The sequence below is a fragment of the Streptomyces sp. NPDC059853 genome (genome assembly GCF_042731495.1).
GTDB lineage: Bacteria > Actinomycetota > Actinomycetes > Streptomycetales > Streptomycetaceae > Streptomyces.
Genome location: NZ_JBHWJL010000018.1, coordinates 1,119 through 25,128, shown reverse-complemented (window position 1 = coordinate 25,128; position 24,010 = coordinate 1,119). Strand labels below are relative to the sequence as shown.

Below are 24,010 nucleotides of genomic sequence, written 5' to 3'. Positions count from 1 at the left end.
TCAGACCTGATCGACCACGATGTCGAGCTGCCGGTCGTCCCCGCCCGGCCGCTCCACCGTGTAGCCGAGGTCGCGCAGCGCCCCGGCCAGCCCGGGGAGGGTGGCGGGCAGGTCGCCCACGGTGAGCAGGTCGCGTACCAGACGGCCCTTGGTGGCCTTGTTGAAGTGGCTGACGACGGTACGGGACGGGCCGTGCAGCACCCGTACCGTCACGGTGCGCTCCGCGAGTGCGCCGGTGGGCTTCCACAGGGCGCGGTAGGCGGCCGAACGCAGATCCAGCAGCGGCCCGCCGTCCGCCGCCGCCTCGGCGGGCAGGACGGCGGCGAGCGGGCGGCGCCAGTACGCGGCGAGACCGCCGAGCGCGGGCAGCCTGACACCGGCGGAGCAGCGGTAGGCGGGCACCCGGTCGGTGACGCGCAGCGCGCCCCACAGCCCGGAGAAGATCAGCAGCGACGCCTCCGCCCGGCGCCGGGCGTCCGGATCCAGGGTGCCGAGGCCGAGCGCGTCGTACAGCACGCCGGTGTACACCGCGCCGGCCGGGGCGGCGGGCGCGGTGCGCAGGGCGGCGTTCCTGTTGACCTCGCCCGCCAGCCGGACGCCGAGGCCCAGCACCTCGCGGGCCTTGTCGGGGTCACCGGCGCACAGGTCGGTCAGCTCCGCCAGCACCGTCTCGCGGGCTGCCGTCAGCCCGGGCAGCGACAGCGTCTCCAGCCGCACCGGGGCGCCCTCCCCGGGCCCGGCGGCCTTGCCCTCGGACGGTGGCAGCAGTACGAGCACGGGGCTCTCCTCTTCTCGGCGGCTTCTCGGCGGCCTCTCGGACCTGTGGGGACGCAAAGCAGCAGGGTACGCCGGGTAAGGTGGAGGGTGCGGCGGACGAGTCGCGCGGGCGGTCGCGTTGGTGTCCGGTTCAGGCCGGGTACCGCCGAGGAACGTCCGGGCTCCACAGGGCAGGGTGGTAGGTAACGCCTACCTGGGGCGACCCACGGGACAGTGCCACAGAAAACAGACCGCCGGGGCCGTGCGAACGGCACCCGGTAAGGGTGAAACGGTGGTGTAAGAGACCACCAGCGGCCGGGGTGACCCGGCCGGCTCGGTAAACCCCACCCGGAGCAAGGTCAAGAAGGGGCCATCACCGATGGCCTCGCGCGGATGATCGAGGGCGGCCCGCCCGAGTCCGCGGGTAGACCGCTTGAGGCTGTCGGCGACGGCAGCCCTAGATGGATGACCGCCACCCGCCCCTCCCGGGGCGGGGACAGAACCCGGCGTACACCGCGACTCGTCCGCCGTCCCGGGGCCTGCACCGCGTCGGGTGTCACGCGAACCCGGCGACGGCGTGCGGGAGGTAGGGCTCTTCCAGCGCCGAGGTCTCCTCGTCCGTCAGTTCCAGGTCCACGGCCAGCAGCGCGTCGTCGAGGTGGGAGAGCCGGGTCACCCCGATGACCGGTGCCGTGACGGTCGGCCGGCGCAGGAGCCAGGCCAGGGCGACGGCGGCCATGGGGGTCCCACGGGCGGAGGCGACGGCCTCGACGGCGTCGATGATCCGTTGGTCGGCTGCTTCGGTGCTGCCCTGGTAGAGGCTGTCGCCGAAGGCGTCGTCACGGCTGCGGGGTGTGTCGGCCGGGGCCGGGCGGGCGAGCCGTCCGCGTCCGAGCGGGCTCCAGGGCAGCGTCCCGATCCGCTGGTCGGCGCAGAACGGAAGCATCTCCCGCTCCTCCTCGCGATTCAGCAGGTTGTAATGGTTCTGCATGGTCGCGAACCGGGTCAGCCCGCGGGCGTCGGCGGTGAACAGAGCGGTGGCGAACTGCCACGCGAACATGGAGGACGCGCCGAGGTAGCGCACCTTGCCCGAGGTGACGAGCGTGTCCAGGGCGGCAAGGGTCTCCGCGATGGGGGTGGTGGGGTCCCACCGGTGGATCTGGTAGAGGTCGATGTAGTCGGTGCCGAGCCGGCGCAGGCTCTGTTCGACCTCGGTGAGGACGGCCTTGCGGGACAGTCCGCCGCTGTTGGGGCCCTCCCGCATCGGGCCGAAGACCTTGGTGGCGATGACCACCTCGTCGCGGCGCGCGTAGTCGCGCAGCGCCCGGCCGAGGATCTCCTCGCTGCTGCCGGCGGAATAGACGTTGGCGGTGTCGAAGAAGTTGATGCCGTGGTCGAGCGCCGCCCGGACGATCTCGCGGCTCTTGTCCTCGGGAAGCGTCCAGGTGTCGGCGCCGCGTCCGGGATCGCCGAAGCTCATGCCGCCCAGACACAGCAGCGAGACGTCGAGTCCGGTGGAACCGAGTTTGGTGTACTTCATCCGGCGTCCTCGTAGCGTAGCGCGGTCAGGTCGTCGCAGGCCCAGTCTACGGGGATCTGATCTTCCGTCAGGGTGGTGCGCAGAGCGAGGGCCCGCATGCCCGCGGCCCGCGCCGCGGCCAGGCCCGGCAGAGCGTCCTCGACGACGAGGCAGTGCTCGGGTGCGGCGCCGAGTGCGGCCGCCGCGCGCAGGAACCCCTCCGGGTCCGGCTTGCCCGCCGTCACGTCGTCGGCGGTGACGAGCACGGCGGGCTCGGGGAGCCCGGCGGCGCGCAGCCGGATCTCGGCCAGCCGCTGCCAGGCGGAGGTGACGACGGCCCACCGACCCGGGGGCAGCCCCGTGAGGAGGCGCCGGGCGCCGGCGATGGGCGCGATGCCTTCCCGGCACGCCTCCTCGGCCCGTATCAGGCCGGCGACCTCGCGTTCGACGTCCAGATGGGGCGCCATCAGGGCCACGGTCTCCCGGTTGCGACGGCCGTGTGAGATCCGGAAAAGGGCGTCGCTGTCGAGGCCGTGGCGGTCGCACCAGGCCCGCCACGTGGCTTCGACGCACCGGCTGGAGTCCACCAGGGTGCCGTCCATGTCGAACAGGACGGCCGAGCACTCCAGCCGCCGGGTCGTTCCCCGGTCGGTGAGGGTCAGCCCGATCACGGGTCAGCCGCTGCCGGGCCGGGCGCCGCCGGGCCGCCGGGCTCCGACATAGCTCTGTCCCGGGCCCCGGTTCGCCACCAGTTCGGGGTAGGGCCGGGTGGGGTCGGCGTAGACGTTGCCGGCCCGGTCGGAGCCGCGCGCGAGATAGATCTGGTGACGGTCACCGACCTCCTCGTGGTTGAAGCGGACGCCCGTACTGATGTACCGCATGGTGAAGCCGCAGCGGCGTTCCGTACTGCGGTTGGCCTCGCTGCCGTGCACGAGTGAGGCGGAGTGCACGCTGCACTGGTTGGGCCGGAGTTCGATGGGCACCGCCTGAGCGGGGTCCACGCTGTCGGGGTCGAGTTCCTCGTCGAAGACACTGCTGGGGTTGGTGGTGGGGCGGTAGCGGCGGGCACCGGGCCCGTGGCTGCCGGGCACGACGCGCATACAGCCGTTCACCTCGCTGACCGGGTCGAGTGCGAGCCAGATGGTGATCGCTTCGGACGAGGGGATGATGGTCTCGCGCCAGTAGTAGGCGTCGTCGTGCCAGGGCACGCTCTTGCCGTCGCCGGCGGGCTTGCAGAAGAAGTGCGCGGAGAACAGCGCGATGTCCGGCCCGATGAACTGTTCCACCAGGTCGAGGACGCCGGGGTCGAGCAGCCAGTCGAAGAGCCGGGTGTCGGTGAAGTGCGGGACGTCCATGTCTTCGGGCCGCATGCCGCCGGGCAGGTCGGCCAGTTTGCTCTCGAAGTGGGTACGGAGCCGGTCGAACTTGTCCTGCGGGAGGAGTTCGGGGACGGTCAGGTAGCCGTTGCGTTCGTAGAAGCGGAGGTCTTCCTGTGTCAGACGGGTGCTTGTGGCGATGGTCATGGGATTCTTCCTCCCAGTCGCTGAGTCGGTGGCCCGGCGGTAACCGGCCGTTCAGGCGCACAACAGGCCGGTGACGGCCCGCAGGTCGGTGTCGGGCAGATACGCGTCGTGCACACGGGCACGCGCACGGCGGCCCAGGGCGGCACCATCGGTGGCACCGCTGGTGAGGCGGGTGACCAGGGCGGCGAATGCCGCGAGGTCGTGGGGGTCGTCGAGGAGCAGGCCGGTGGCGCCGTGCTCGATCTGGGCGGCGATACCACCGACGGCGCTGCCGACGACCGGGCGGGCCTTCCACATGGCCTCGGTGACAGTGAGTCCGAAGCCCTCGGCCAGGCTCTTCTGGACCACCACATCGGCTGCTCGCTGGGCGGCGTTGACCAGCCGCGCGTTGTCGTCCAGGTCGTGCATGGGAAGGCAGACCAGGCGGGTACGGTGGCGGAGGCGGTCGGGCAGTGCGGTCCAGGTGGTGCGGCAGACATCGAACCAGTGGGCCTGTTCGATGTCGTCGGGTATCGAGGCGGGGTCGGGGCCGATGAGGGCCAGCTGGGCATCGGGGACGGCGCCGAAGCCGGTGAGGACGGCGTGCATGTCCTTCAGCCGGTCCCAGCGCGACACCTGGACGACCAGGGGCTCGGCCGGGTCCCGGTGGCCGTCGGCGAGGACATAGCCGGGGACGGTGCCCGGGCCACCCAGGCCGCAGCGGTCCAGGAGGCCGGGCAGCTGTCCGGCGGGCAGGTGCTGGTTCTTCGGGGCGAACGGCCACAGCACCGGCGGGATGATGGCCACGCGATGGCCCGACAGTTCAGCCGGCAGGTGCGCGGCGACGGAGAAGATCACCCCGTTCGCTTTGTCGAGCAGCGGGGCCAGCGCGGCCCAGGCGCGTCGTGAGCCGTCGGTGGGCTCGTCGACGCCCACGTGGCAGCGCCAGTAGATGCCGGCGGTCTCGGCGGACAGCAGGGGCACCAGGCCCGCGGTCTGGTGGTCGTGCAGCAGGAGGACGTCGCCGGGGCGCAGGACGGCCCGGAGCTCTTCGGCCTCCCCCGCCAGATGGCCGGTGTATCCCTCCAGGTCACCGGGGCGCAGCAGGTCGGCGTCAGCGGTGCTGCCGTAGGCGAGGTTGCCCAGCCGCTTGGTGATGTCGAAGAACGCCGTGTCACCGTCCACCACCGCCCAGCGGGTGGGGACACCGAGCGCCCGGTAGAGCGGCACCAGCACGTACAGCATCTCCGCCACCCCGCCGCCGGTGGCGGTGGAGTTCACGTGCCACAGGGTGCCGCCGTCCAGGCCACCGCGCAGTCGGCGAGCGGCGTCGCGGAGCCGGCCGGCGCGCTCGGGGCCGATCAGGGTGAGGAAAGCGTCCAGCGTCGCGGGGCGCATCGCCGGGGTGTCGATGACCTGCATGCGGGTCTCCTTGGCCGGTCGGTCAGAAGATGAGGAGGCTGCCCACGAGCCACGGGAAGAACATCGCGCCGACGCTGGCGGTGCACAGGCATACGGCGCTGGCCTTCCCGCTGACCCCCACCCGCTTCTCCAGCAGGGTGAACGCCGACGGGAACACCGGGGCCATGAACAGCCCGAACGCGATGGTTCCGGCGGTGATCGATGCGAGGGTGGGCGAGGCCAGCCCGAAGAGGACGGTGAGGACGGCCGCGCAGCCGGTGAACGCCACCGTCAGCAGCCGCTCCGGGGCGTAGCGTCCTGCCAGCGGGGCCCACAGCAGCCGGCCGGCGGTGACGGCGATCCAGAACAGGGCGGTGAAGTACGCCGCGTCGGCGGTGGCGTCGGTCAGTCCCCGGTCCGCCACGTAGGCGGGGAGCCAGCCCGCGAAGCTGATCTCCGCGCCCACGTAGACGAACAGCATCGCGGCCACCAGCGGCAGTACCCACCGCTGCCGGCGGTCGCTGCTGTCCGGGGCGCGTGGCCGGTCGACCGTCGCGGAGGGGCCGGGCAGCATCCGCAGCAGCCATACCAGGAGAATCACGGCCAGGACCGCGCCTGCCCAGTACGCCGGCACCAGGTGCCCGGTGGCGCGCAGGGAGAGGGCGATGGCCACCGGCATCAGCAGGGAGCCCAGCCCCAGGAAGAAGTCCGCGACGTTCATGAACGGGCCGACCGTTCCGCGACGCTCCCTGACCAGCAGCGTGTTGACGGTGACGATGAGGAAGGTCTTGCACAGACCGAGGGCCCACCAGGCCGGCAGCAGCGCGGCCGGGCGGGTCAGCAGGGGCAGGATCAGCATCAGCGCGATGATTCCCGCCAGGGCCAGTGCCGCCTGCAGATGTGTCGCGAAGCGCCCCAGCAGCCAGCCGGCGAGCAGGGAGCCGCACACCGAGCCGAACGAGTCCACCGTGAAGAGCAGGCCCAGATCGCCCGGTGCGCCTCCCGACCGCTCCGCCAGCACCAGCAGGGAGGGCCCCAGCATGGCGGAGAGGACCCCCACCAGGGTGAAGCACAAGAAGTACGCCGCGGTCTGGGAGGTGACGCCCTTCCGCGCCGGTGTGCGCGGCGGTGCGGTCGCCAGGTTCTGCCCGCTCTCCACACGATCTCCTCTTCGGCTGATCGCCCCCACGATGTGTCGTCAGCCGGCCGCTGCGGCGGCCGCTGCGGCGACGCGCGCCTTGAGCAGCCCCACCAGGATGTGGTTGACCGACAGCGCCATGTCCTCGAAATGGAAGTTGTTGTCGTTGCCGCCGGTCTGGCCGGGGAAGGCGGAACTGCCCGGGACGACCAGGCAGACATCCGCCAGCTCCCGGCAACGCCCGCCGTCCCCCTTGGTCATCGCGAAGGTGTGGGCCCCCGCTTCGCGGGCCACCTGAAGGGCCCGGACGACGTTGGGTGAGTTGCCGCTCCCGGAGAACGCCATCACCAGGTCCCGGGCGCCCACGAACGGGGCCAGGGAAGCGGCGTACATCTCGTCGGCGCCGAGGTCGTTGACCAGGCCGCTCAGTTCGGACGGCGAGCCGCACAGATTCACGAACCGCAGCCGGGGCACGCCGGCCGGCAGCGGCCGGGACTTGTCCTCGCTGACGAAAGGGTGGTGGGTGAAGTCGCACAGGAAGTGGTCGAGGGTGCCGGCGTTGCCGCCGTTCGCCATGCCGTACACGGTGCCGCCGCTGTCGTACGTCGCGAACAGGAGGGCGGCCAAGCGGTCCAGTTGCCCGACAGGGAAGTCCTCCATCACCTTCTGTTGCTCCGTCAGGTACAGCCGGATCAGTGCGGCGCTGCTCACCGGCTCCCCCTGTGTTCGCCCTCGACGCGGCCGTGTCCCCGGCCGGTGTCGTCCTGCCAGCGGATGACATCGTCGAGTTCGCTCGTCGATACCTCGATGGAGGTGTACGTGCGCTGCGCGATGACCCGGTGCAGGACGTTGGGCGGCGAGGACCACCCGGTGCGCGGGCCGTGCAGCGTCACGGGGATGCCGGCGACATCGATGATCGCGGAGAGGTCTTCCGGGGCCCTCAGGCCGTTCAGAACCTTCGCCTCCCCTTCGACGACGTAGTTGGTCTCGGCCTTGAAGCGGTGCGACTGAAGGGAGGACTGGTGTCCGGCGACCATGTGGATCTGCTTCACGGCGTACGGCGGGTCGTCGAGATTGGCGGTGTACCAGACCTCGTGGCCCCACGGCTTGTCGACCGTGTACCCGTCGGCGTCGCGACATGCGGGTGCCGGGGCACCGGTGCTGAGCAGGGCCGTGTGGGTGTCGCCTTCGCGCAGGGAGCCGGCCCGGGTGCCGGCTTCGATCACCAGGGCCTGCTCCTCGCCCCGGTTGGCCAGCCGGTAGACGCTGCCGGGAGGTGCGTGCCAGCCGGTGAACGCGCGGTGGACGGTGGCCGTCACCGCTCCGTCGGCGCCGACGGATTCCACCGCGACGGAGCCGCCGATGACAATGTGGGTGCGCAGGTCGTCGTCGTGCCGGCGGAACGGAGTGGTGCTTCCGGCCGGCAGGGACAGTTCGGTGAACAGATATCTGTGACCGGTCGCGTCACTGGTCAGGTCCCGGGTGACCGAAGTGGTGGGTGCTGCCATGGTGTCACGCTCCGTGGTCGCGTGGGTCGAGGGTGTCGGCGAAGGCGCGGATGAGGCCGGTGACGGCCGGTACATGGAGCCGGTAGCGGGCGTAGAGGTCCTCGGGGGAGCCTGCCTGTCCGTAGTCGGGCACACCCCAGGCCGAGAAGCGCGGCGGGCGTCCGGACTCCACCAGGATGCGGCCCACTTCGTCCGCCAGGCCGCCGGTGATGTAGTGGTCCTCGATGACGAGGACCCCGCGATGGGACGCGCCCAGCACGCGCACGGCGGCGCGGTCCGCGGGGAGGGAGGACAGGTTGACCACGGTGGGATGAATCCCGTGCGCGGCCAGCTCGTCCAGGCTGTCGAGGACCACCTCGACCACACCGCCCATGGTGACCACCGCGACATCCTCGCCGGGGCGCAGCACGTCGGGATGGCCGAAGACGAAGCGGTGTCCGGCCGCGTGGACCTCCCGCTGGGGCTGTCGGCACAGCCGTAGATAGGTGGGGCGCCCGTGCGAGGCGATGTAGTCCAGCATCGCGCGGGTCTCGACGCCGTCGGCCGGGTGCAGGATCTCCATATTGGGCAGGGTGCGCATGAGGGCCAGGTCCCGCAGGCCCATCTGGGTGGGTCCGTCCTTGCCGATGGCGAGACCGGCGTGGGTGCCCACCAGCACGACGCCCGCGTCATTGAGTCCTACCGACTGAAAGATTTCCAAGTACTTCCCGGTGAGGAAGTGACCGAAGCTCGCTACGAACGGTCGTAATCCTTCCTGGGCCAGTCCGGATGCCACGCCGATGGCGTTGGCCTCAGCGATTCCGCACTCGAAGAACCTATCCGGAAAGCGGTCGCGGAACGCCAGAGTCTTCGTGGCCGACCCCAGATCACAGTTGACCACCACAACGTGATCACGGGAATCGCCAAGCTCCGTCAGAGCTGCTCCGAACCAGTCACGTGTGGCCTTCACCGGGCAGTTTCCAAATAGTCAAGAGCTTCCACGAGTTCAGCAGAACCAAGGAGTCCGCCGTGGGAGCCGTTGAGTAATGCACCGCGATCCGGTCCCAGATATCCCTTCCGGGTACGCGCGATGATCGCGGTTGGCCTGCCGCGTTCCCGGCGGGCCGCTGACAACGCCACCCGCAATGCCTGGTGGGAATGCCCGTCCACCTCGTGGACCAGCCAGCGGAAGGCCGTGAGCTTCGCGGCCAGCGGTTCGAGCGGCAGGGTTTCGTCCACCGTGCCGTCACTCTGCCGGCCGTTGGCGTCGACGATCAGCGTGAGGTTGGCGACGCCGCGTGCACCGGCGTACATCACGGCCTCCCACACCTGCCCTTCCTGGCACTCCCCGTCGCCGACCAGGCAGTACACGTGCCCGCTGTCGTCACGCATCACCCGGCCCTGGGCCCGGCCGATCGCCACCGACAGGCCCTGGCCCAGCGCACCGGTGCTGACGTCGACGTACGCGCAGCGGGTGCGGTCGGGGTGACCCTGCAACGGACTGTCGAGTTGCCGGAGGGTTGCTGCCAGAGCGGGGTCGAGGTCGCCACCGGCGATGAGCGCCGCGTACCAGGCCGGCACCGCGTGCCCTTTGGAGAGGACGAACACATCCCGGTCGCGCCCGCTCGACCAGTGCATCTGATCGAATCTGAGCACGGCCATGATGTCGACCGCAGACAGCGAGGAACCGATGTGCCCGGAGGCGGCGTCGTGCACCATGCGCAGCACACTCGCGCGCATCCTCCTGGATAAGTTCAACAATTCATCGGGGCCGGTTCTGCCCACTCGGTCGGAAAAGCCGAGGTCACTGGCGCTGTGGGTCACACTGGGAGCAGAAGGTGAATGTTTCATCTGCGTAAACCTCCCTGAGAACGTCCCACGGGGCGCGTTTCCGGTGTCATACAACGTGCGCGCGGGATCTTCACCAGGATTGTGTGGGGTGGCGGAGTGGGAGCAGCGATGGGCGCCCCGTTCATGACGCCTCGGGAACTCCATTGACACCCTGCCCCAGCAATTGGGCGCCTTCAATAGCGCATCTCATATTGGCCAGAACCCAGTGCATATGAAGCCGTTATATGCGTCATTTTAGACATGTGGGAGAAAATCGTACTGCCTAATGCTGTGACGGTCCCGATCCGCCGCCCGCGAGCGCTGTTCCGGGTGCGGTGCTCCTCAGCCGGCGGTTCCGGCCTCGGGGGCGAAGGAGACGCCGGTGAGTCGTTCGCTCGCCGCCCACAGGCGCTGGCCCTCGGCCGGGTCGTCGGCGCCCCGGGGGAGCTTGGTGGGCTTGGGGGTGCCGGAGGTCTGGTCGCGTCCGGCGGGTCCGAGGAACTGGCCCGAGCGCGCCCGCGGGCTGGTCGCCGCGTACAGCGAGGGCCAGGCGGCGCCCGCCGCGGACCCCATGAGCAGGCGGGCGGCGATCGGGGTGACCATGCGGCTCAGGGGGCCGGTGCCGTGCTGCTGGATGCCGGTCATCGCCGACCCCGGGTGGACGACCAGCGCCTCGACGGCGCTGCCCGCGGTGCGGCGTGCCAGTTCGAGGGTGTAGATGATGGTGGCGCGCTTGGACTTCGCGTAGGCGCCCATGGCGCGGTAACGCTGTTCGCTCATCAGGTCGTCGAGCCGGCCTATCGGCCAGCGTGCGGCGCTGGCGCTGACGGTGATGACGCGCGATGCGGCCGAGCGGCGCACGGCGGGCCACACCTGGGCGTTGAAGGCGAAGTGCCCGAGGTGGTTCGTGCCGACGGTCATCTCGAAGCCGTCGCGCGTGGTCTGCCGCTGGGGGAGGTTCATCACGCCCGCGTTGTTGAACAGCAGATCGATCGTTTCGGTCTCGGCGATCCGGGTGGCCGCCTCGCGGACGGAGGACAGATCGGAGAGGTCGAGGACGAGCGTGTCGACGTCGGCTCCGGGTGTGGATCCGCGTACCGCCTCGGCGGCCCGGTCGAGCTTGGCCGGCTGCGTCCGGCGAGGACGACCCGGGCGCCGTGGCGGGTGAGGACGCGGGCGGTTTCCAGGCCGATCCCGCTGTTCCCGCCGGTGATCAGTGCGGTGCGGCCGGTCTGCCCGGGGATGGCGTCGGGGGTCCAGTGACTCATCGCTGCCCTGCTCCTATCGGTTCGCGCCCGGCCGCTCGGCGAGGCTCTCGGACCGGCCCGCATGACAGACCGGCGGTCTCTTATGGTGCGCCGAACATAAAAGACCGGTGGTCTGATGTCAAAAGACCGGCGGTCTGTAGCATGGCGGTATGGCGAACTTCCAGCGGGCACGCAGCGAGGAGCAGCGCGAGATCCGGCGCCGGGCCGTACTCGACACCGCTGCCGGCATGCTGGAGGAGATGCCCGTCGGCGCACTCAGCCTCAACGAGCTGAGCCGCCGCGTCGGGCTGGCGAAGTCCAATGTGCTGCGCTACTTCGAGTCACGCGAGGCGATCCTGCTCGCACTGCTCGACCGCGCCTGGCGGCAGTGGACGGCCGACCTGCCCGCCCTGCTGGACGCCGCCGTCCACGCGGACGCTCCGGTGGACCGGCGCGGAGAGCAGTTCGCCGCCGCTGTCGCCGGCTCCCTCGCCGAGCGCCGGGTCCTGTGCGACCTGCTGAGCTCCCAGGCGAGCGTGCTGGAACACAACGTCTCCCCGGAGGTGGCCGCCCGCTCCAAGCGCGCGGCCGTGGCCAACGTCGGCGGCATCGCCGCGCTGGCCCGGCGGCACCTTCCCGAACTGGGCGACAGCGCATGGCAGTTGACCGCCGCCATGATCATGGCCATCGGCGCCGTGTGGACCCATGCGCGGCCTTCCCGGGCGATGCTCGCCGCCTACGAGGCCGACCCCTCGCTCACCGTCTACAAGCTGGACTTCACGACCGCCCTGTCCGACCTGCTGACCACCCTCATCGCGGGCACCATCGCCCGCGTCTCCGCTTGATCCCCCGCTTCTCCCCGGGCCCCGGCAACTCCCGCGCGCCCGCGCACGGAGGCGCTGCCGCTCGCGCCGCCGGGCACACGGCGGCAACGCACGGCGACGGCGTACGCGCGTGGCCGTGAGCGTTCCGGGTCGGCGCGGCCGGTCGTGAGGGGTCCCCGGCCCGCACGCCGCGTCCCGTACGTCCCGCCGCGCACGCCCGTAGCGGCGCCCCGTCCGGCACGGCGTCAACGCTTTGTCGACAGGTGGGCTCTACACATACTCCATCCCGAGGAACGGAGCGGCCGGGCCGGCGGGTCCGGGTGGTACGGGGAGCCATCCGGGCCCGCCGGCCGCGATGCCGTGCCGCGCTTCCGGGATCCATCACCACCGACATTCCGGAACGAGGACGTCCATGCCATTGACCGGCACCGCGCCCGAGCTGTCCGCCGCCGAGGCGGAAGCGGCTCGGCACGCGCAGGCGCTGTACCAGATGACGACGGCGCACTGGATCACCCAGGTGGTCCGGGCCGCCGCCGTGCTGCGGGTCACCGATCACCTCGCGGACGGCGCCCGGACGGCCGAGGAGATCGCGGAGCGGGAGTCCAGCCACCCCGGTGCCACGCACCGGCTGCTGCGGGCGTGCGCGTCGATCGGGCTGCTGGCGCACGAGGGCGGGGGGCGGTTCGCGCTGACGCCGGTCGGCGCGCTGCTGCGGGAGGGGGTGCCCGGATCGCTGCGGGACGCGGCGCTGCTCGCGGGCGCCCCGGCGCACTGGCAGGTGTGGCAGCCGTTCCCCGAGGCGGTGCGCGAGGGCCGCCCGCAGTGGGAACGGGCCCTGGGCTCCGATCTGTTCACCTATCTCGCCCAGCACCCGGAGGATGCCGCGCTGTTCTCCCGGGCCATGACGAACGCCACCGAACAGGTGGTGCAGGACACGGTCGCGCTGCTCGATCTCGACGGCGCGGTCCGTATCGCGGACATCGGCGGGGCGGACGGGGCGCTGCTGGTGGGGCTGATGGCCGAGCACGCGCACGTCGAGGGCGTGCTGTTCGACCTGCCGCACGTGGTGCCGGCCGGACACGCCGCCGCCGAGGCGGCGGGCGTGGCGGAGCGCTTCTCGGGAGTCGCGGGGGACTTCTTCGAGAGCGTGCCCGAGGCCGACTACTACCTGCTCAAGTGGGTGCTGCACGACTGGTCGGACGAGCAGTGCGTGACGATCCTGCGCAACTGCCGCCGGGCCGCCCGGCCCGGTGCGCGGGTTCTGGTGATCGAGGCACTGCTGGGCGAGACCGGTACGCCGGACCCGGTCGCCCTGCTGGACATGAACATGCTGTCGGTGTCGGCGGGCCGGGAGCGGTCCCTGGACGCCTACGACGCGCTGTTCGAGGAGGCGGGCTGGAAGCGGACCGGGCTCTCCCCGACCCGTTCGATGTTCTCGCTGCTGGAGCTGGAACCGCTGGGCTGACCGTCCGGGGCTCCACGGCCGGGCCGCACCACGGGGGCGGCCCGGCCCCCGGACTCCCGTCACCGACCGTCCCGCTTCGTACAGTTGCACGGTAAACCGTCGCCCGACGCGGCTTCACGTCATACATTCGTCCAATCGGCTGGAACCTGCGCCAAGGACGAGATCTATGACAACGGGGCTGCGCTTCTCCCTCCTCGGACCGGTACGCGCCTGGCACGACGGCGCCGAGATCGCGCTCGGATCACCACAGCAGCGCTCCACCCTGAGCGTGCTCCTGCTGCACGCCGGCGGCGTCGTACCCGCCGGCCAGCTGTCCGGCGCGCTGTGGGACGGCGCCCCGCCCAAGGGCGCCCGCGGCACCGTCCGCACCTACATCCACCGGCTGCGCCGCACCCTGGAACCCCAGGGCGCCCGCATCGAATCCAGCAGCCAGGGCTACGCGCTCATGGTCGACCCGGCCACCGTCGACACCCACCGCTTCCGCCACCTGGTCGGCTCCGCGCGCGCCGCGCACGGCGCGGGCGACGAGCGGGGCACCGCCGAACTCAGCCGCCGCGCCCTGGACCTGTGGCACGGCGAGCCGCTGCGCGACATCCACGGCGAGGCCGCGGAACGCGAACGCGTCGGCCTGCGGCAGACCCGCACCAGCGCGCTCGACCTGTACGGCACCGCCGCGCTCGCCCTCGGCCGCGACGACGAGGTCGTCCAGCTGATGTCCACGGCCGTCATCGAGGACCCGCTGCACGAACGGTTCCACGAACTGCTGATGCTCGCCCTCTACCGGGCCGGGCGGCAGGCCGAGGCCATCTCCGCCTACGGGCACGTGCGCAAGCTGGTCCGCCACGAACTCGGCGTCGATCCCGCCGCCTCCCTCACCCGGCTGTACGAGGGCATCCTGCGCGGCGACCCGGCGCTCGGCCCGCCGCGCGGCGGGGTCGGCGACGCGGGCCGCACCGGGCCCGTACGCCCGGCCAGACCGGAACACCTGCCCGCGCCCTCCCCGTTATTCGTCGGACGCGACAGCGATCTGGCCGCCGCGCACCGCGACATCGCCGCCGGGGCCCGGGTGCTGGTGGTCAGCGGCATGGCCGGGGTCGGCAAGACGGAGTTCGCCACGCTGCTCGCCCACCGGCTGCGCGCCGACCACCCCGACGGGCAGCTGTACGTCAATCTGCACGGCTTCGACGCCGACCGGCCCATGGTGCCCACCGCGCGCGCCGTGGACCTGCTGATCGAGGCCCTGGAGGTGCCCCGGCAGCGCATCCCGCGCGACCCCGAGGCCCGCGCCGCGTTCCTGCGCCGGCTGCTGGCCGCCCGGCGCGTCCTGCTGTTCGCCGACAACGCGCGCGACACCGCGCACGTCCTGCCGCTGATCCCCGAGTCCTCCGGCGCGCTGGTACTGGTCACCAGCCGCTCCCCGCTGGCCGGGCTGATCACCGCACGCGGCGCCCGGGTCACCGAACTGCGGCCGTTCGGGCCGGAGGAGGCGCTGGAGCTGATGCGCGCCAAGCTCGGCCCCGAACGGATGCGCGGCCAGGAGCGGGCCGCCCGCGCCATCGCCGAGTGCTGCGGCGGGCTGCCGCTGGCACTGGCCGTGGTGTGCGCCAAGCTCATCGCCAACCCGGCGTTCTCGCTCACCGCCATCGCCGCCGAACTGTGCGACGAGCGGGCCCGGTTGTCCTTCCTCACCGGGGCCGACCGCTCTCCGGGCGTCCGTTCCGTCCTGTCCTCCTCCTACCGGGCGCTCAGCCCCGCCGCCGCCGGTCTCTTCCGGCTGCTGCCGCTGCACCCGGGCCGCTCCGCCGGGGCCGGGTTCATCGCCGACCTGCTGGCCCAGCCGCTGTCGCGCACCCAGGAACTGCTGGACGAACTCACCGCCATGCGGCTGCTGGAGGAGCGCGCCCCCGGCCGGTACGGCTGGCACGACCTGGTGCGCGCGTACGCCGTCGAGGTGCTGGCCGACACCGCGGGCACCGCCGAGCGCGACGCCGGGCTGCGGCGCGTCCTCAACCACTACCTCCAGACGGCCTACGAGGCGGCCCGCATCCTGTCCCGGCACGATGACATGCCCCCGGTGCGCGCCCCGCGCCGCCGCTCGCTGAGCACGTACGCCGAGGCGCTGCGCTGGTTCGAGACCGAACACGCCTCCCTGATGCGGCTCATCGACACCGCCTACCACTGCGGTCACGACCGCACCGTGTGGCAGCTGGCCTGGATGGTGCGGCACTACCTGGACGTCAACGGCCACTGGGAGGAGCTGCGGGCCACCAGCACCCTGGCGCTGCGCGCCGCCGGCCGCGAGGGCAGCAGGCTCGGCATGGCGCTGGGGCACCGGGGGCTGAGCCGCGCCGAGTACAACGCCGGGCAGTGGAGCGAGGCGGAGCGCCATCTGCTGCGGGCACTGGAGCTGATCGAGGCGGAGGGCGACCGGCTGGCCGCCGGGTACACGCACCGGCAGCTGGCGGGCATCCACGCCTCGACGGGGGACTACCGCAAGATGCTCGCGGAGGCCCGGATCTCGCTGCGGATCTTCGCCGAGCTGGGCTGGACGGTGGGGGAGGGGGCGGCGCTGAGCGTCATCGCCAAGGCGCAGGGCCGGATGCGGCAGTACCGGGAGGCGCTGGCGTCGGCGCAGCGGGCGCTGAGCATCCTGGAGGAGGCGGGCGAACTGCGCGACATGGCACGGACCATGGACCTGCTCGGGTACGCGCACCACCATCTGGGCCAGCACCGCGAGGCGGCGGGCCACCGGCGGCGGGCGGCCGAGCTGCACGCCTCGCTGGGTGCGCTGGACAAGCGCAACTCGCACGCCATGAGCGCGCTGATCGCCTCGCTGCTCTATCTGGCGGTGGACGAGCGGCTGGCCGGCGAGACGGTGACGGCGCGGGCGAGCGCCGAGCGGGCGGCCCGGCGGCTGGTGGACTATCTGGAGCTGCACCGGGACGGCTGCGGCGCGGTGGACGCGCCGGCCGGACTGCCGGAGCTGATCGACGAGCTGCGGGGGTTCGTCGGCGAGCTGGCCGGGGCGCCGGAGCTGACCGGGGCGCTGCTGGGGCGGCTGGTCGGGCTGGCGGAGCAGGCGCAGGGGATCGGGGCGATCGAACGGCTGGTGGACCGGGCGGCCGGTCCGCCCGGCATGGTGGTGGCGGGGGAACGCGCTCACCCGGAGGTGGGTGACTGAGGTGAAAGTGCGTGCTGCCGCCGCCGGGCACGGTTGCGTACGGTGGGGTACCGCACGGGAAGCAACCGACCTCGTTCACCGGAGCCCTCATGTCCACCAGCCCCGCGCCCGCCCCCGGCGGCACCGCCACCGCCCCCGGCACGCCCCCGGCGGCGCCCGGCAGTCCGATAGCCGGCGGACCGGCGTCCGGTGCCCCCGCGCCCGGGCAGCAGGCCCCCGGCCTGCTGATCATCGGCTCCGGCGCCGACGCCGCGCCCGTGTGCGACGCGGACGGGGTGTGCGCGCGGTGAGGATCGATGTGTGGTCGGACGTCGTATGTCCCTGGTGCTTCATCGGAAAGCGGCGGCTGGAGAGCGCGCTGGCACGGTACGAGCACGTTGGGGAGGTCGAGGTGCGCTGGCACAGCTTCCAGCTGGATCCCACGCACCCGGCCGGGCTGCGCGAGCCGACCGCCGCCATGCTGGTCAGGAAGAAGGGCCTGGCACCCGAGCAGGTGCGGGAGATGCAGCAGCGGGTCACCGAGCTGGCGGCGGCCGAGGGGCTCCGCTACGACCTGGACCGTTCGATCTCCGTCAACACCCTGGACGCGCACCGGCTGCTCCAGCTCGCGGACCGCGGCGGGCTGGGCGGCGCGGCGCACGAGCGGCTGCTGACCGCCCATCTGTGCGAGGGCGAGACGGTCGACGACCTCGACACGCTGGTGCGGCTCGGCGTGGAGGCCGGTCTGGACGAGGCGGAGACCCGCCGGGCGCTGGAGAGCGGGGCGTACGCCGACGAGGTGGCCGCCGATGTGGCCGAGGCGCGCCGGATCGGGGTGAGCGGGGTGCCGTTCTTCGTCCTGGACGGCACGTACGGGGTCTCCGGCGCGCAACCCGTGGACACCTTCCTGCACGCGCTGCGCACCGCCGCCGGGGCGGCCCCGGGTCCGGCCTGACGGCGGTCGCGGCCCGGCTCGGTTCCCGGGCTGCGAGGCTGGGCCATCGGAGGGAGCATGGGAGGAGAGAGACCCCGTGCTCGCTTGGAGGTGCAGTGATGGCGTCGTCGCACCAGACGTGGAAAACCAAGATCGACATCGAGGACGAGGGCAGGTCCTGCCGGGCCGAGGCCCGCTTGCAGGGCAAGACCTCGCGAGGGCTGGTGGGGGAGGGATCGGCGCAGGCCAAGCCGGGTGACGAGTACGATCCGGTGATCGGCCACGAACTGGCGGCGGCCCGTGCGTTGTCCGATCTGTCCTACCAGCTGCTCTACCAGGGCGCGCGGGACATCGAGGCGCACACCCACGAGGAAGTGACCGAGCTGCGCGAGCGCTGAGCGCCGGACGGGGGCACGGCGCGCCGGGGCGTGCTCCGGTGCGCCGTCGCGGCCTGCCGGGCGCGCGGCGTGGCGGGGGAGCGGACGGGAGGCCGTACCGCGCAGGATGTGGGGCATGGGAGACCCCTGTGACACCCCGTGGCGGAGCGCTGCCGGGTCGTCACCGAACCGCCATGCCGTTGACGGATACCTGCCAGATGCCGGATGAGTGCGCGCGGTGCACTCGTCCCCATGACGCGGATCTCCGAAGAGTTCTCCGATCACCTGCGTTCCGCCGCCCGCTCGCCGGGGCGGCGCCGATTCGTCACCGTCACCGGTGCCGCCGCGGCCCTCGCGTTCTCCGTGGGCCTGCCGGGCACCGCGGGTACCGCCCACGCCGCGGCCCCGCTGGACGGCGCCGCGCTCGACGGCGACCCCTTCACCCTCGGCATCGCCTCCGGCGACCCGCTCCCCGACTCGGTGGTGCTGTGGACCCGGCTGGCCCCCGACCCCTACGCCGCCGACTCGGGGCTGCCGCCCGAACCCGTCGCCGTCCACTGGGAACTGGCCCGCGACCGCCACTTCCGCCGCCCGGTGGACGGCGGCACGGTGCTCGCCCACCCCGAGTTCCACCACTCCGTGCACGTCGAGCCCCGGCGGCTGGCCCCCGGCACCGACTACTACTACCGGTTCCGCACCGGCCCGTGGAACTCCGTCACCGGCCGCACCCGCACCGCCCCCGCCCCGCACGACCGGGTCGGCCGCGGGCTGCGGTTCGCGCTCGCCTCCTGCCAGCGCTACGACCAGGGCTACTACACGGCGTACCGGCACCTGGCGGCCGAGGAGGACCTGGACGCCGTCATCCACCTCGGCGACTACCTCTACGAGTACGCGATCGACGCCGCCGCCGGAGCGCGCGGCTACACCGGTGACCGGCAGCTGCCCGCGCACTACCGGCGCGAGACCGTCACCCTCGACGACTACCGGCTGCGCTACTCGCTCTACCACGCCGACCCCGACCTGCGGGCCGCCCATGCCGCGCACCCGTGGATCGTGACCTGGGACGACCACGAGGTGGACAACAACTACGCCGCCGCCGTCTCCCAGGACGACGACCTGGAGGCGGAGTTCCTGGTACGCCGGGCGGCGGCCTACCGCGCGTACTACGAGAACCTGCCGCTGCGCCGCCCCCAGCTGCCCGACGGCCCCGACCTGCGGCTCTACCGCCGGCTGCACTTCGGCCGGCTCGCCCAGCTCGATGTGCTGGACACCCGGCAGTACCGCGCCGACCAGGCGAACGGTGACGGCTGGAAGCTGCCCACCGAGGCGTCGGAGGCCCCGGGGCGGCACCTGCTCGGCGCGGCGCAGGAGCGCTGGCTGGCCGACGGCTGGCGCGCCTCGCGCGCGGTGTGGAACGTCGTCCCGCAGCAGATCGTCGTCTCGCGCCGCCGCAACCAGCCGGCCGAGCCGTGGCCGCTGGCCATGGACGCCTGGGACGGCTACCCGTGGGCGCGGGAGCGGCTGCTGCGCTCGGTGCGCGAGAGCGGGGTGCGCAATCTCGTGGTGTTCACCGGCGATGTGCATGTGCATCACGCGTTCGACATCAAGGAGGACTTCGACGACCCGGCGTCCCGGACACTCGGTGTGGAACTGGTCACCACCTCGATCTCCAGCGGCGGGAACGGTGCGCGGCGGCCGGCCAACTGGGAGGCGATGATGACGGTCAACCCGCATCTGCGCTTCTACGACGGGCGGCGCGGCTATGTGCTGGTCAGCCTGGACGAACAGCGGGTCAGGGCCGATTACCGGGTGGTCTCCGGGGTCACCGAGCCGGGCGGCACGGTGAGCACGGCGGGCTCGTTCGTCTCGCGCGCGGGGGAGCCCGGGCTGGCTCCGGCGTGACCTTCCGAGTGAGAACCATATAGAACGGTGGCCGGATCATGGGACGATTGGGCGGTCTCAGCGAGTACCGGAGAGGTGCATGAATCAGCCCGGCAGCCAGCCGAACACGGCCGCCCCCGCTTCCGTCCCCGACCCCACCCCCACCACCGTCACCGCCCCGAGCCCGCAGACCCGGCCCGCGCCAGAACTGACCAAACGGCAGCGGGCCGGACTGCTGCTCACCCTCATCCTCGGCAGCCTCTCCGCGCTGCCCGCGCTCTCCATCGACATGTACCTCCCGGCCCTCCCCGAGGTCACCGAGGACCTGAACACCGGCGCCGCCACCGTCCAGCTCACCCTCACCGCGTGCCTGCTCGGCCTCGGCCTCGGCCAGCTCATCGTCGGCCCCATGAGCGACCAGCTCGGCCGCCGCCGCCCGCTGCTCGCCGGCATGATCTGCTACGTCGCCGCCTCCCTGCTGTGCGCCGTCGCCCCCACCGTCCAGGTGCTCACCGCCTGCCGCGCCGTCCAGGGCCTCGCCGGCGCGGCCGGCATCGTCATCGCCCGCGCCGTCGTCCGCGACATGTTCGACGGCCTCGCCATGGCCCGGTTCTTCTCCACCCTGATGCTCATCTCCGGCGCCGCCCCCATCCTGGCCCCTGTCTTCGGCGGCCAGCTGCTGCGGCTCACCGACTGGCGCGGCGTCTTCCTCACCCTCGCCGCCGCCGGACTCTTCCTCACCCTGATCGTCGCCCGTTGGCTGCCCGAGACCCTGCCGCCGGGACAGCGCGACGGCGGCGGCGTCGGCGCCGCCCTGCGCGCCATGGGCGGACTGTTCAAGGACCGGGTCTTCACCGGCTATCTGCTGGTCGGCTCGCTCACCTTCGCCGCGCTCTTCGCCTACGTGGCGGCCTCCCCGTTCGTCGTCCAGGAGATCTACGGCGCCTCCCCGCAGACCTTCAGCCTGCTCTTCATGGTGAACTCGATCGCACTGGTCGCGGTCAGCCAGATCAACGGCAAGATCCTCGTCGGCCGGGTCTCCTTCACCCGCATCATCGGCATCGGGCTCACCCTGCTGATCCTCGTCGCGACCGGCCTGCTCCTCATGACCGCCGGAGTGTTCGGCACCGCGGGACTGGTCCCCGTCTCGGCCGGTCTCTTCTGCCTGATGGGCCTGATGGCCCTCGTCCTGCCGAACGCCAACTCCGAGGGCCTCATGCGCGCCCCGCACGCCGCCGGCTCCGCCTCCGCCCTGTTGGGCGCCTCGCAGTTCTTCGTCGGCGCCATCGCCTCCCCGCTGGTCGGCGTCGCGGGGGAGGACACGGCCGTACCGATGGCCGTCGTCCAACTCGCCGCGGTCGTGCTCGCGGCGCTCTGCTTCGTCGTGCTGTGCCTGCCGCGCCGCGGCCGGACGGCGGCGGGTGCCGCCACCCCACCCACCACCGCGTCCGCGTAGCCCGCACCCGGGCGACGGCGGCGCCCCGGACCACGACCCGCCGACCCCGGCGCGGAGGGCGGCGGCCCGGGTCACCGCCGGGGACGGCCCGGTGCGGACGGCGCCTACCATGGGGCGGTGAACAGCACCGCCACTCCCTCCGTCGCGTCCGGGACCTCCGGTGAGCTGCGTGCCGCGCTGGAGCGGGTGCTCGACGGGTTGCCGCCCAAGCGGACCGCCGCCGCCGTGGAGCGGCTGATCGCCAGTTACCGGGGCCGCACCCAGACGCACGCCCCGGTGCTGCGCGACCGGGCCGACGCCATCGCCTACGCCGCGTACCGGATGCCCGCCACGTTCGAGGCGGTGTCGGCCGCGCTCGCTGAGCTGGCCGCCCGGATGCCCGGCGGCTGGCAGCCCGGCAGCCAGGTGGACGTGGGCGGCGGCACCGGTGCCGCGCTGTGGGCCGCCGCCGGGGTGTGGCCCGGCGAACGCCGCGCCGAGGTCATCGACTGGGCGGGACCCGCCCTCGATCTCGGCCGTGAACTCGCGGCCGGCGCCGCCGCGCCCGCCGTGCGGGCCGCCCGCTGGCAGCAGCAGCGCATCGGCGCGGGCCCCGAGCTGCCGGCCGCCGACCTGATCACCGTCTCGTACGTCCTGGGCGAGCTGACCGAAGCCGACCGCGACGCGCTGACCGACGCCGCCGCCCGGGCCGGCTCCACCGTGGTGCTCGTCGAACCCGGCACCCCGGAGGGCTATCTGCGGATCAGAGCCGCCCGCGACCGGCTGGTCGCCGCCGGGCTGCGCGTCGTCGCGCCCTGCCCGCACAGCGACCGCTGCCCGATCGAGCCGGGCGCCGACTGGTGCCATGTCGCGGCCCGCGTCACCCGCTCCGCGCTGCACCGGCAGGTCAAGGGCGGGGTGCTGCCGTACGAGGACGAGAAGTTCACGTACGTGGCGGCCACCACCGTGCCGGAGGCCGCCCCCGCCCCGTCGCGGGTCGTGCGCAAGCCGCAGCTGCGCAAGGGCCAGGTGCTGCTCGATCTGTGCACCCCGGACGGCGCCCTCACCCGGACGACGGTCACCAAACGGCACGGCGACGCCTACCGCGCGGCCCGCGACACGGACTGGGGCGCGCCCTGGCCGCCGCCGGACGTCACCGTGCGGTGACGGGCACGGCGTGGACGGCGGTGCCGGTACCGGCGCCCGGAAGCGCGCCGGCCGGCCGGCCGTGCGGGGGGCGGTGGGCCGGCGCCGTCCCGTCGTGCCCGGGTCCGGCGATCGTCAGGCCCGCTGAGCGGGGCCGGGGTCGGGTCGAGGGGCCGGGTCGAGAACGAAGACCGGGATCACCCGCTCGGTGCGCTCCTGGTATTCGGCGTACGGCGGGAACGCCTCGACCGCCCGGGCCCACCACTGCGCGCGCTCGGCGCCGTGCACCTCGCGCGCGGTGTAGCGGCCCACCTCGGTGCCGTCCCGCAGGGTGACCTCGGGGTGGGCACGCACATTGTGGTACCAGACCGGGTTGGCCGGGGCGCCGCCGAGGGAGGCGACCAGCGCGTACCGGGTGCCGTCGCTCACCCGCATCACCGGGAACTTGCGCACCGCGCCGCTCTTCGCGCCGCGGGTGGTGACGACGACCGTCGGGTAACCGTTGAGCATCCGTCCGTCGGTGCCGCCGGACGCTTCGTAGCGGGCGACATGGTCGGCTGAGAACTGCTTGATGTCGAACTCCGTCATGCGCAGGCCAACACCGGGCCGGGGGCGGGTTGTTCCCGCCACCCGTCAGCCGTTGCGCCGCTCGCGCAGTTTCGCCAGCAGTGCGCGTTTCTGCGCGGCGGGATCCTGCCCGCCGCGCGCCGCCGGGGTGTCCGCGGCGCCGCCGCGCAGCCGGGTGCGGGGCAGGGGGTTGCGCGGTCCGCCGACGCCCATCATGGCGCCACCGCGTCCCTTGCTCATGGTGTTCCTCCTTCGGTCGGGAGTGCGGAGACCCGGGTGGGCTCCTGTCCTGAGATTGGACGAGACGTATCGTCTTGTCAAAAGGGTTTTCTCACTAGACTGCCCCCATGGGAACGACCTCACAGCACGCCACGCCCCGCGCCACCCGGGGACCCTCCACCGCCAAGGGCCCCGACCCCGCCCGCCGGAACCCGCGCTCCCGCCAGGCCATCTTCGACGCCAGCCTCGACCTCGTCGGCAAGGTCGGCTACGAGAAGCTCACCATCGAGGCCATCGCCGCCCAGGCCGGCGTCGGCAAGCAGACCATCTACCGCTGGTGGCCCTCCAAAGCGGCCGTCCTCCTCGACGCCTTCACCGCCACCGTCGAACACCCGGACTACGACGCCGAGTTCCCGGACACCGGCGACCTCGCCGCCGACCTCAAGGGCGTGCTGCGCGCCACCGTCGACGAGTTCAACGACCCCGCCTTCGAGGCCCCCTACCGCGCCCTCGCCATCGCCGCCGCCGGCGACCCGGAGCTGGCCCACTCCTTCGTCAGCCGGCTCTCCGAGCGGGGCGTGCGGGTCTACATGGACCGGCTGCGCACCGCCCAGGAAGCCGGCGAGATCGACCCCCGCACGGACCTGCGGATCGCCACCGAGCTGATCCTGTCCCCGTTCTCCCAGCGCTGGCTCACCCGCAGCGGCCCGCTGACGTACGCGTTCACCGACGCCCTCGTCGATCACGCGCTGCGCGGCGTGCTCACCCGCGACCCGCGCGAGCCCCGCGACCGCGCTGAGCCCGGCGCGCCCCGCGACCCGGGCGACGCCCGCGAGTGACCCTCGCCGCACCCGCCCCCATCCGCGCACGGCGGGTGGGCCGATCCGGTAATGTCACGGGACAGGCAGGACGAGCGGGACGGAAGTGAGGCGACCTCAGTCCATGGAAAAAGAGCGCAGACTCCCCCGCTGGATGCGCCGCGGCGCCCGCGCCGCCGCCGACTCGGCCGCCGCCGCCCGGGCCCGTGAGGAACTGCTGCTCGACACCGCCCGGGCCGGTTTCCCGCTCGCCCCCGCCGCCCACCCCCAGGGGCGCTCGCAGGAGCAGCCGTACCCCTGGGGG

General features: G+C 72.7%; 22 protein-coding genes, 1 other RNA gene and 1 pseudogene. 11 read left to right on the top strand and 13 right to left on the bottom strand.

Annotated features, from left to right (window positions below; translation table 11 throughout):
* Window positions 1-777: a peroxide stress protein YaaA gene (gene yaaA / locus ACFV5N_RS03720; protein ID WP_385593579.1), complete on the bottom strand. Its 777-nt coding sequence runs from the start codon at window positions 775-777 to the stop codon at window positions 1-3.
* A 97-nt stretch (window positions 778-874) separates the two neighbouring features.
* On the opposite strand from yaaA, the gene rnpB reads away from it, so the two are divergent.
* An RNA gene (gene rnpB / locus ACFV5N_RS03715) (RNase P RNA component class A) lies at window positions 875-1,283 on the top strand.
* Window positions 1,284-1,312: 29 nt separating this feature from the next.
* On the opposite strand, the gene ACFV5N_RS03710 is transcribed toward rnpB, so the two are convergent.
* The 10 genes and pseudogenes from ACFV5N_RS03710 to ACFV5N_RS03665 form a co-directional block, all read right to left on the bottom strand.
* Window positions 1,313-2,296 carry an aldo/keto reductase gene (locus tag ACFV5N_RS03710; RefSeq protein ID WP_385593576.1) on the bottom strand — a complete coding sequence of 328 codons (984 nt, stop codon included), beginning with the start codon at window positions 2,294-2,296 and terminating at the stop codon, window positions 1,313-1,315.
* Window positions 2,293-2,946, bottom strand: coding sequence for an HAD-IA family hydrolase (locus ACFV5N_RS03705; RefSeq protein WP_385593574.1), 654 nt, complete (start codon window positions 2,944-2,946; stop codon window positions 2,293-2,295). Before ACFV5N_RS03705 ends, ACFV5N_RS03710 begins: the two co-directional genes overlap by 4 nt.
* 3 nt (window positions 2,947-2,949) lie before the next feature.
* On the bottom strand, window positions 2,950-3,798 hold the full coding sequence (locus tag ACFV5N_RS03700) for a phytanoyl-CoA dioxygenase family protein (protein WP_385593571.1): 849 nt from the start codon (window positions 3,796-3,798) through the stop codon (window positions 2,950-2,952).
* Window positions 3,799-3,849: 51 nt separating this feature from the next.
* Window positions 3,850-5,199 (bottom strand): glycosyltransferase, encoded by a 1,350-nt coding sequence (locus ACFV5N_RS03695; RefSeq protein WP_385593568.1) that lies wholly within the window; start codon window positions 5,197-5,199, stop codon window positions 3,850-3,852.
* Between the two features lie 22 nt (window positions 5,200-5,221).
* Window positions 5,222-6,337, bottom strand: a complete 1,116-nt coding sequence (locus tag ACFV5N_RS03690; RefSeq protein ID WP_385593566.1) for an MFS transporter — start codon at window positions 6,335-6,337, stop codon at window positions 5,222-5,224.
* Between the two features lie 39 nt (window positions 6,338-6,376).
* Window positions 6,377-7,027, bottom strand: a complete 651-nt coding sequence (locus ACFV5N_RS03685) for an SIS domain-containing protein (protein WP_385593563.1) — start codon at window positions 7,025-7,027, stop codon at window positions 6,377-6,379.
* Window positions 7,024-7,824 (bottom strand): hypothetical protein, encoded by an 801-nt coding sequence (locus ACFV5N_RS03680; RefSeq protein WP_385593561.1) that lies wholly within the window; start codon window positions 7,822-7,824, stop codon window positions 7,024-7,026. The genes ACFV5N_RS03685 and ACFV5N_RS03680 overlap by 4 nt, the downstream gene beginning before the upstream one ends.
* Before the next feature lie 4 nt (window positions 7,825-7,828).
* Window positions 7,829-8,773: a transketolase family protein gene (locus tag ACFV5N_RS03675; RefSeq protein WP_385593559.1), complete on the bottom strand. Its 945-nt coding sequence runs from the start codon at window positions 8,771-8,773 to the stop codon at window positions 7,829-7,831.
* On the bottom strand, window positions 8,770-9,654 hold the full coding sequence (locus tag ACFV5N_RS03670; protein WP_385593556.1) for a transketolase: 885 nt from the start codon (window positions 9,652-9,654) through the stop codon (window positions 8,770-8,772). The genes ACFV5N_RS03675 and ACFV5N_RS03670 overlap by 4 nt, the downstream gene beginning before the upstream one ends.
* A gap of 321 nt (window positions 9,655-9,975) precedes the next feature.
* A pseudogene (locus ACFV5N_RS03665) lies at window positions 9,976-10,901 on the bottom strand (oxidoreductase).
* Between the two features lie 149 nt (window positions 10,902-11,050).
* Between ACFV5N_RS03665 and ACFV5N_RS03660 the strand changes: the two are divergent.
* The 9 genes from ACFV5N_RS03660 to ACFV5N_RS03620 all read left to right on the top strand — a co-directional run bounded on the left by ACFV5N_RS03660 (window position 11,051) and on the right by ACFV5N_RS03620 (window position 22,123).
* Window positions 11,051-11,725 carry a TetR family transcriptional regulator gene (locus ACFV5N_RS03660; protein WP_385593553.1) on the top strand — a complete coding sequence of 225 codons (675 nt, stop codon included), beginning with the start codon at window positions 11,051-11,053 and terminating at the stop codon, window positions 11,723-11,725.
* Window positions 11,726-12,116: 391 nt separating this feature from the next.
* The gene (locus ACFV5N_RS03655) at window positions 12,117-13,169 is read left to right on the top strand and encodes a methyltransferase (protein WP_385593551.1); all 1,053 of its coding nucleotides are present in this window, start codon (window positions 12,117-12,119) and stop codon (window positions 13,167-13,169) included.
* A 166-nt stretch (window positions 13,170-13,335) separates the two neighbouring features.
* Window positions 13,336-16,350 (top strand): BTAD domain-containing putative transcriptional regulator, encoded by a 3,015-nt coding sequence (locus ACFV5N_RS03650; protein WP_385593548.1) that lies wholly within the window; start codon window positions 13,336-13,338, stop codon window positions 16,348-16,350.
* Window positions 16,351-16,439: 89 nt separating this feature from the next.
* Window positions 16,440-16,640 (top strand): hypothetical protein, encoded by a 201-nt coding sequence (locus ACFV5N_RS03645; RefSeq protein ID WP_385593545.1) that lies wholly within the window; start codon window positions 16,440-16,442, stop codon window positions 16,638-16,640.
* Window positions 16,637-17,284 (top strand): DsbA family oxidoreductase, encoded by a 648-nt coding sequence (locus ACFV5N_RS03640; protein ID WP_385593542.1) that lies wholly within the window; start codon window positions 16,637-16,639, stop codon window positions 17,282-17,284. Before ACFV5N_RS03645 ends, ACFV5N_RS03640 begins: the two co-directional genes overlap by 4 nt.
* 98 nt (window positions 17,285-17,382) lie before the next feature.
* Window positions 17,383-17,661 (top strand): dsRBD fold-containing protein, encoded by a 279-nt coding sequence (locus tag ACFV5N_RS03635; protein WP_019433043.1) that lies wholly within the window; start codon window positions 17,383-17,385, stop codon window positions 17,659-17,661.
* A gap of 231 nt (window positions 17,662-17,892) precedes the next feature.
* Window positions 17,893-19,542 carry an alkaline phosphatase D family protein gene (locus tag ACFV5N_RS03630; RefSeq protein ID WP_385593539.1) on the top strand — a complete coding sequence of 550 codons (1,650 nt, stop codon included), beginning with the start codon at window positions 17,893-17,895 and terminating at the stop codon, window positions 19,540-19,542.
* 79 nt (window positions 19,543-19,621) lie between these two features.
* The gene (locus tag ACFV5N_RS03625; RefSeq protein WP_385593536.1) at window positions 19,622-20,977 is read left to right on the top strand and encodes a multidrug effflux MFS transporter; all 1,356 of its coding nucleotides are present in this window, start codon (window positions 19,622-19,624) and stop codon (window positions 20,975-20,977) included.
* 117 nt (window positions 20,978-21,094) lie between these two features.
* Window positions 21,095-22,123 (top strand): small ribosomal subunit Rsm22 family protein, encoded by a 1,029-nt coding sequence (locus tag ACFV5N_RS03620; protein ID WP_385593533.1) that lies wholly within the window; start codon window positions 21,095-21,097, stop codon window positions 22,121-22,123.
* A gap of 114 nt (window positions 22,124-22,237) precedes the next feature.
* On the opposite strand, the gene ACFV5N_RS03615 is transcribed toward ACFV5N_RS03620, so the two are convergent.
* Both ACFV5N_RS03615 and ACFV5N_RS03610 read right to left on the bottom strand, forming a co-directional pair.
* A complete protein-coding gene (locus tag ACFV5N_RS03615; protein ID WP_385593530.1) occupies window positions 22,238-22,690 on the bottom strand; it encodes a nitroreductase family deazaflavin-dependent oxidoreductase in 453 nt (150 codons plus the stop codon).
* Between the two features lie 45 nt (window positions 22,691-22,735).
* The gene (locus ACFV5N_RS03610; RefSeq protein ID WP_385593527.1) at window positions 22,736-22,909 is read right to left on the bottom strand and encodes a DUF6243 family protein; all 174 of its coding nucleotides are present in this window, start codon (window positions 22,907-22,909) and stop codon (window positions 22,736-22,738) included.
* Between the two features lie 107 nt (window positions 22,910-23,016).
* On the opposite strand from ACFV5N_RS03610, the gene ACFV5N_RS03605 reads away from it, so the two are divergent.
* Window positions 23,017-23,727 carry a TetR/AcrR family transcriptional regulator gene (locus tag ACFV5N_RS03605; RefSeq protein ID WP_385593524.1) on the top strand — a complete coding sequence of 237 codons (711 nt, stop codon included), beginning with the start codon at window positions 23,017-23,019 and terminating at the stop codon, window positions 23,725-23,727.
* The last annotated feature ends 283 nt before the right edge of the window (window positions 23,728-24,010 follow it).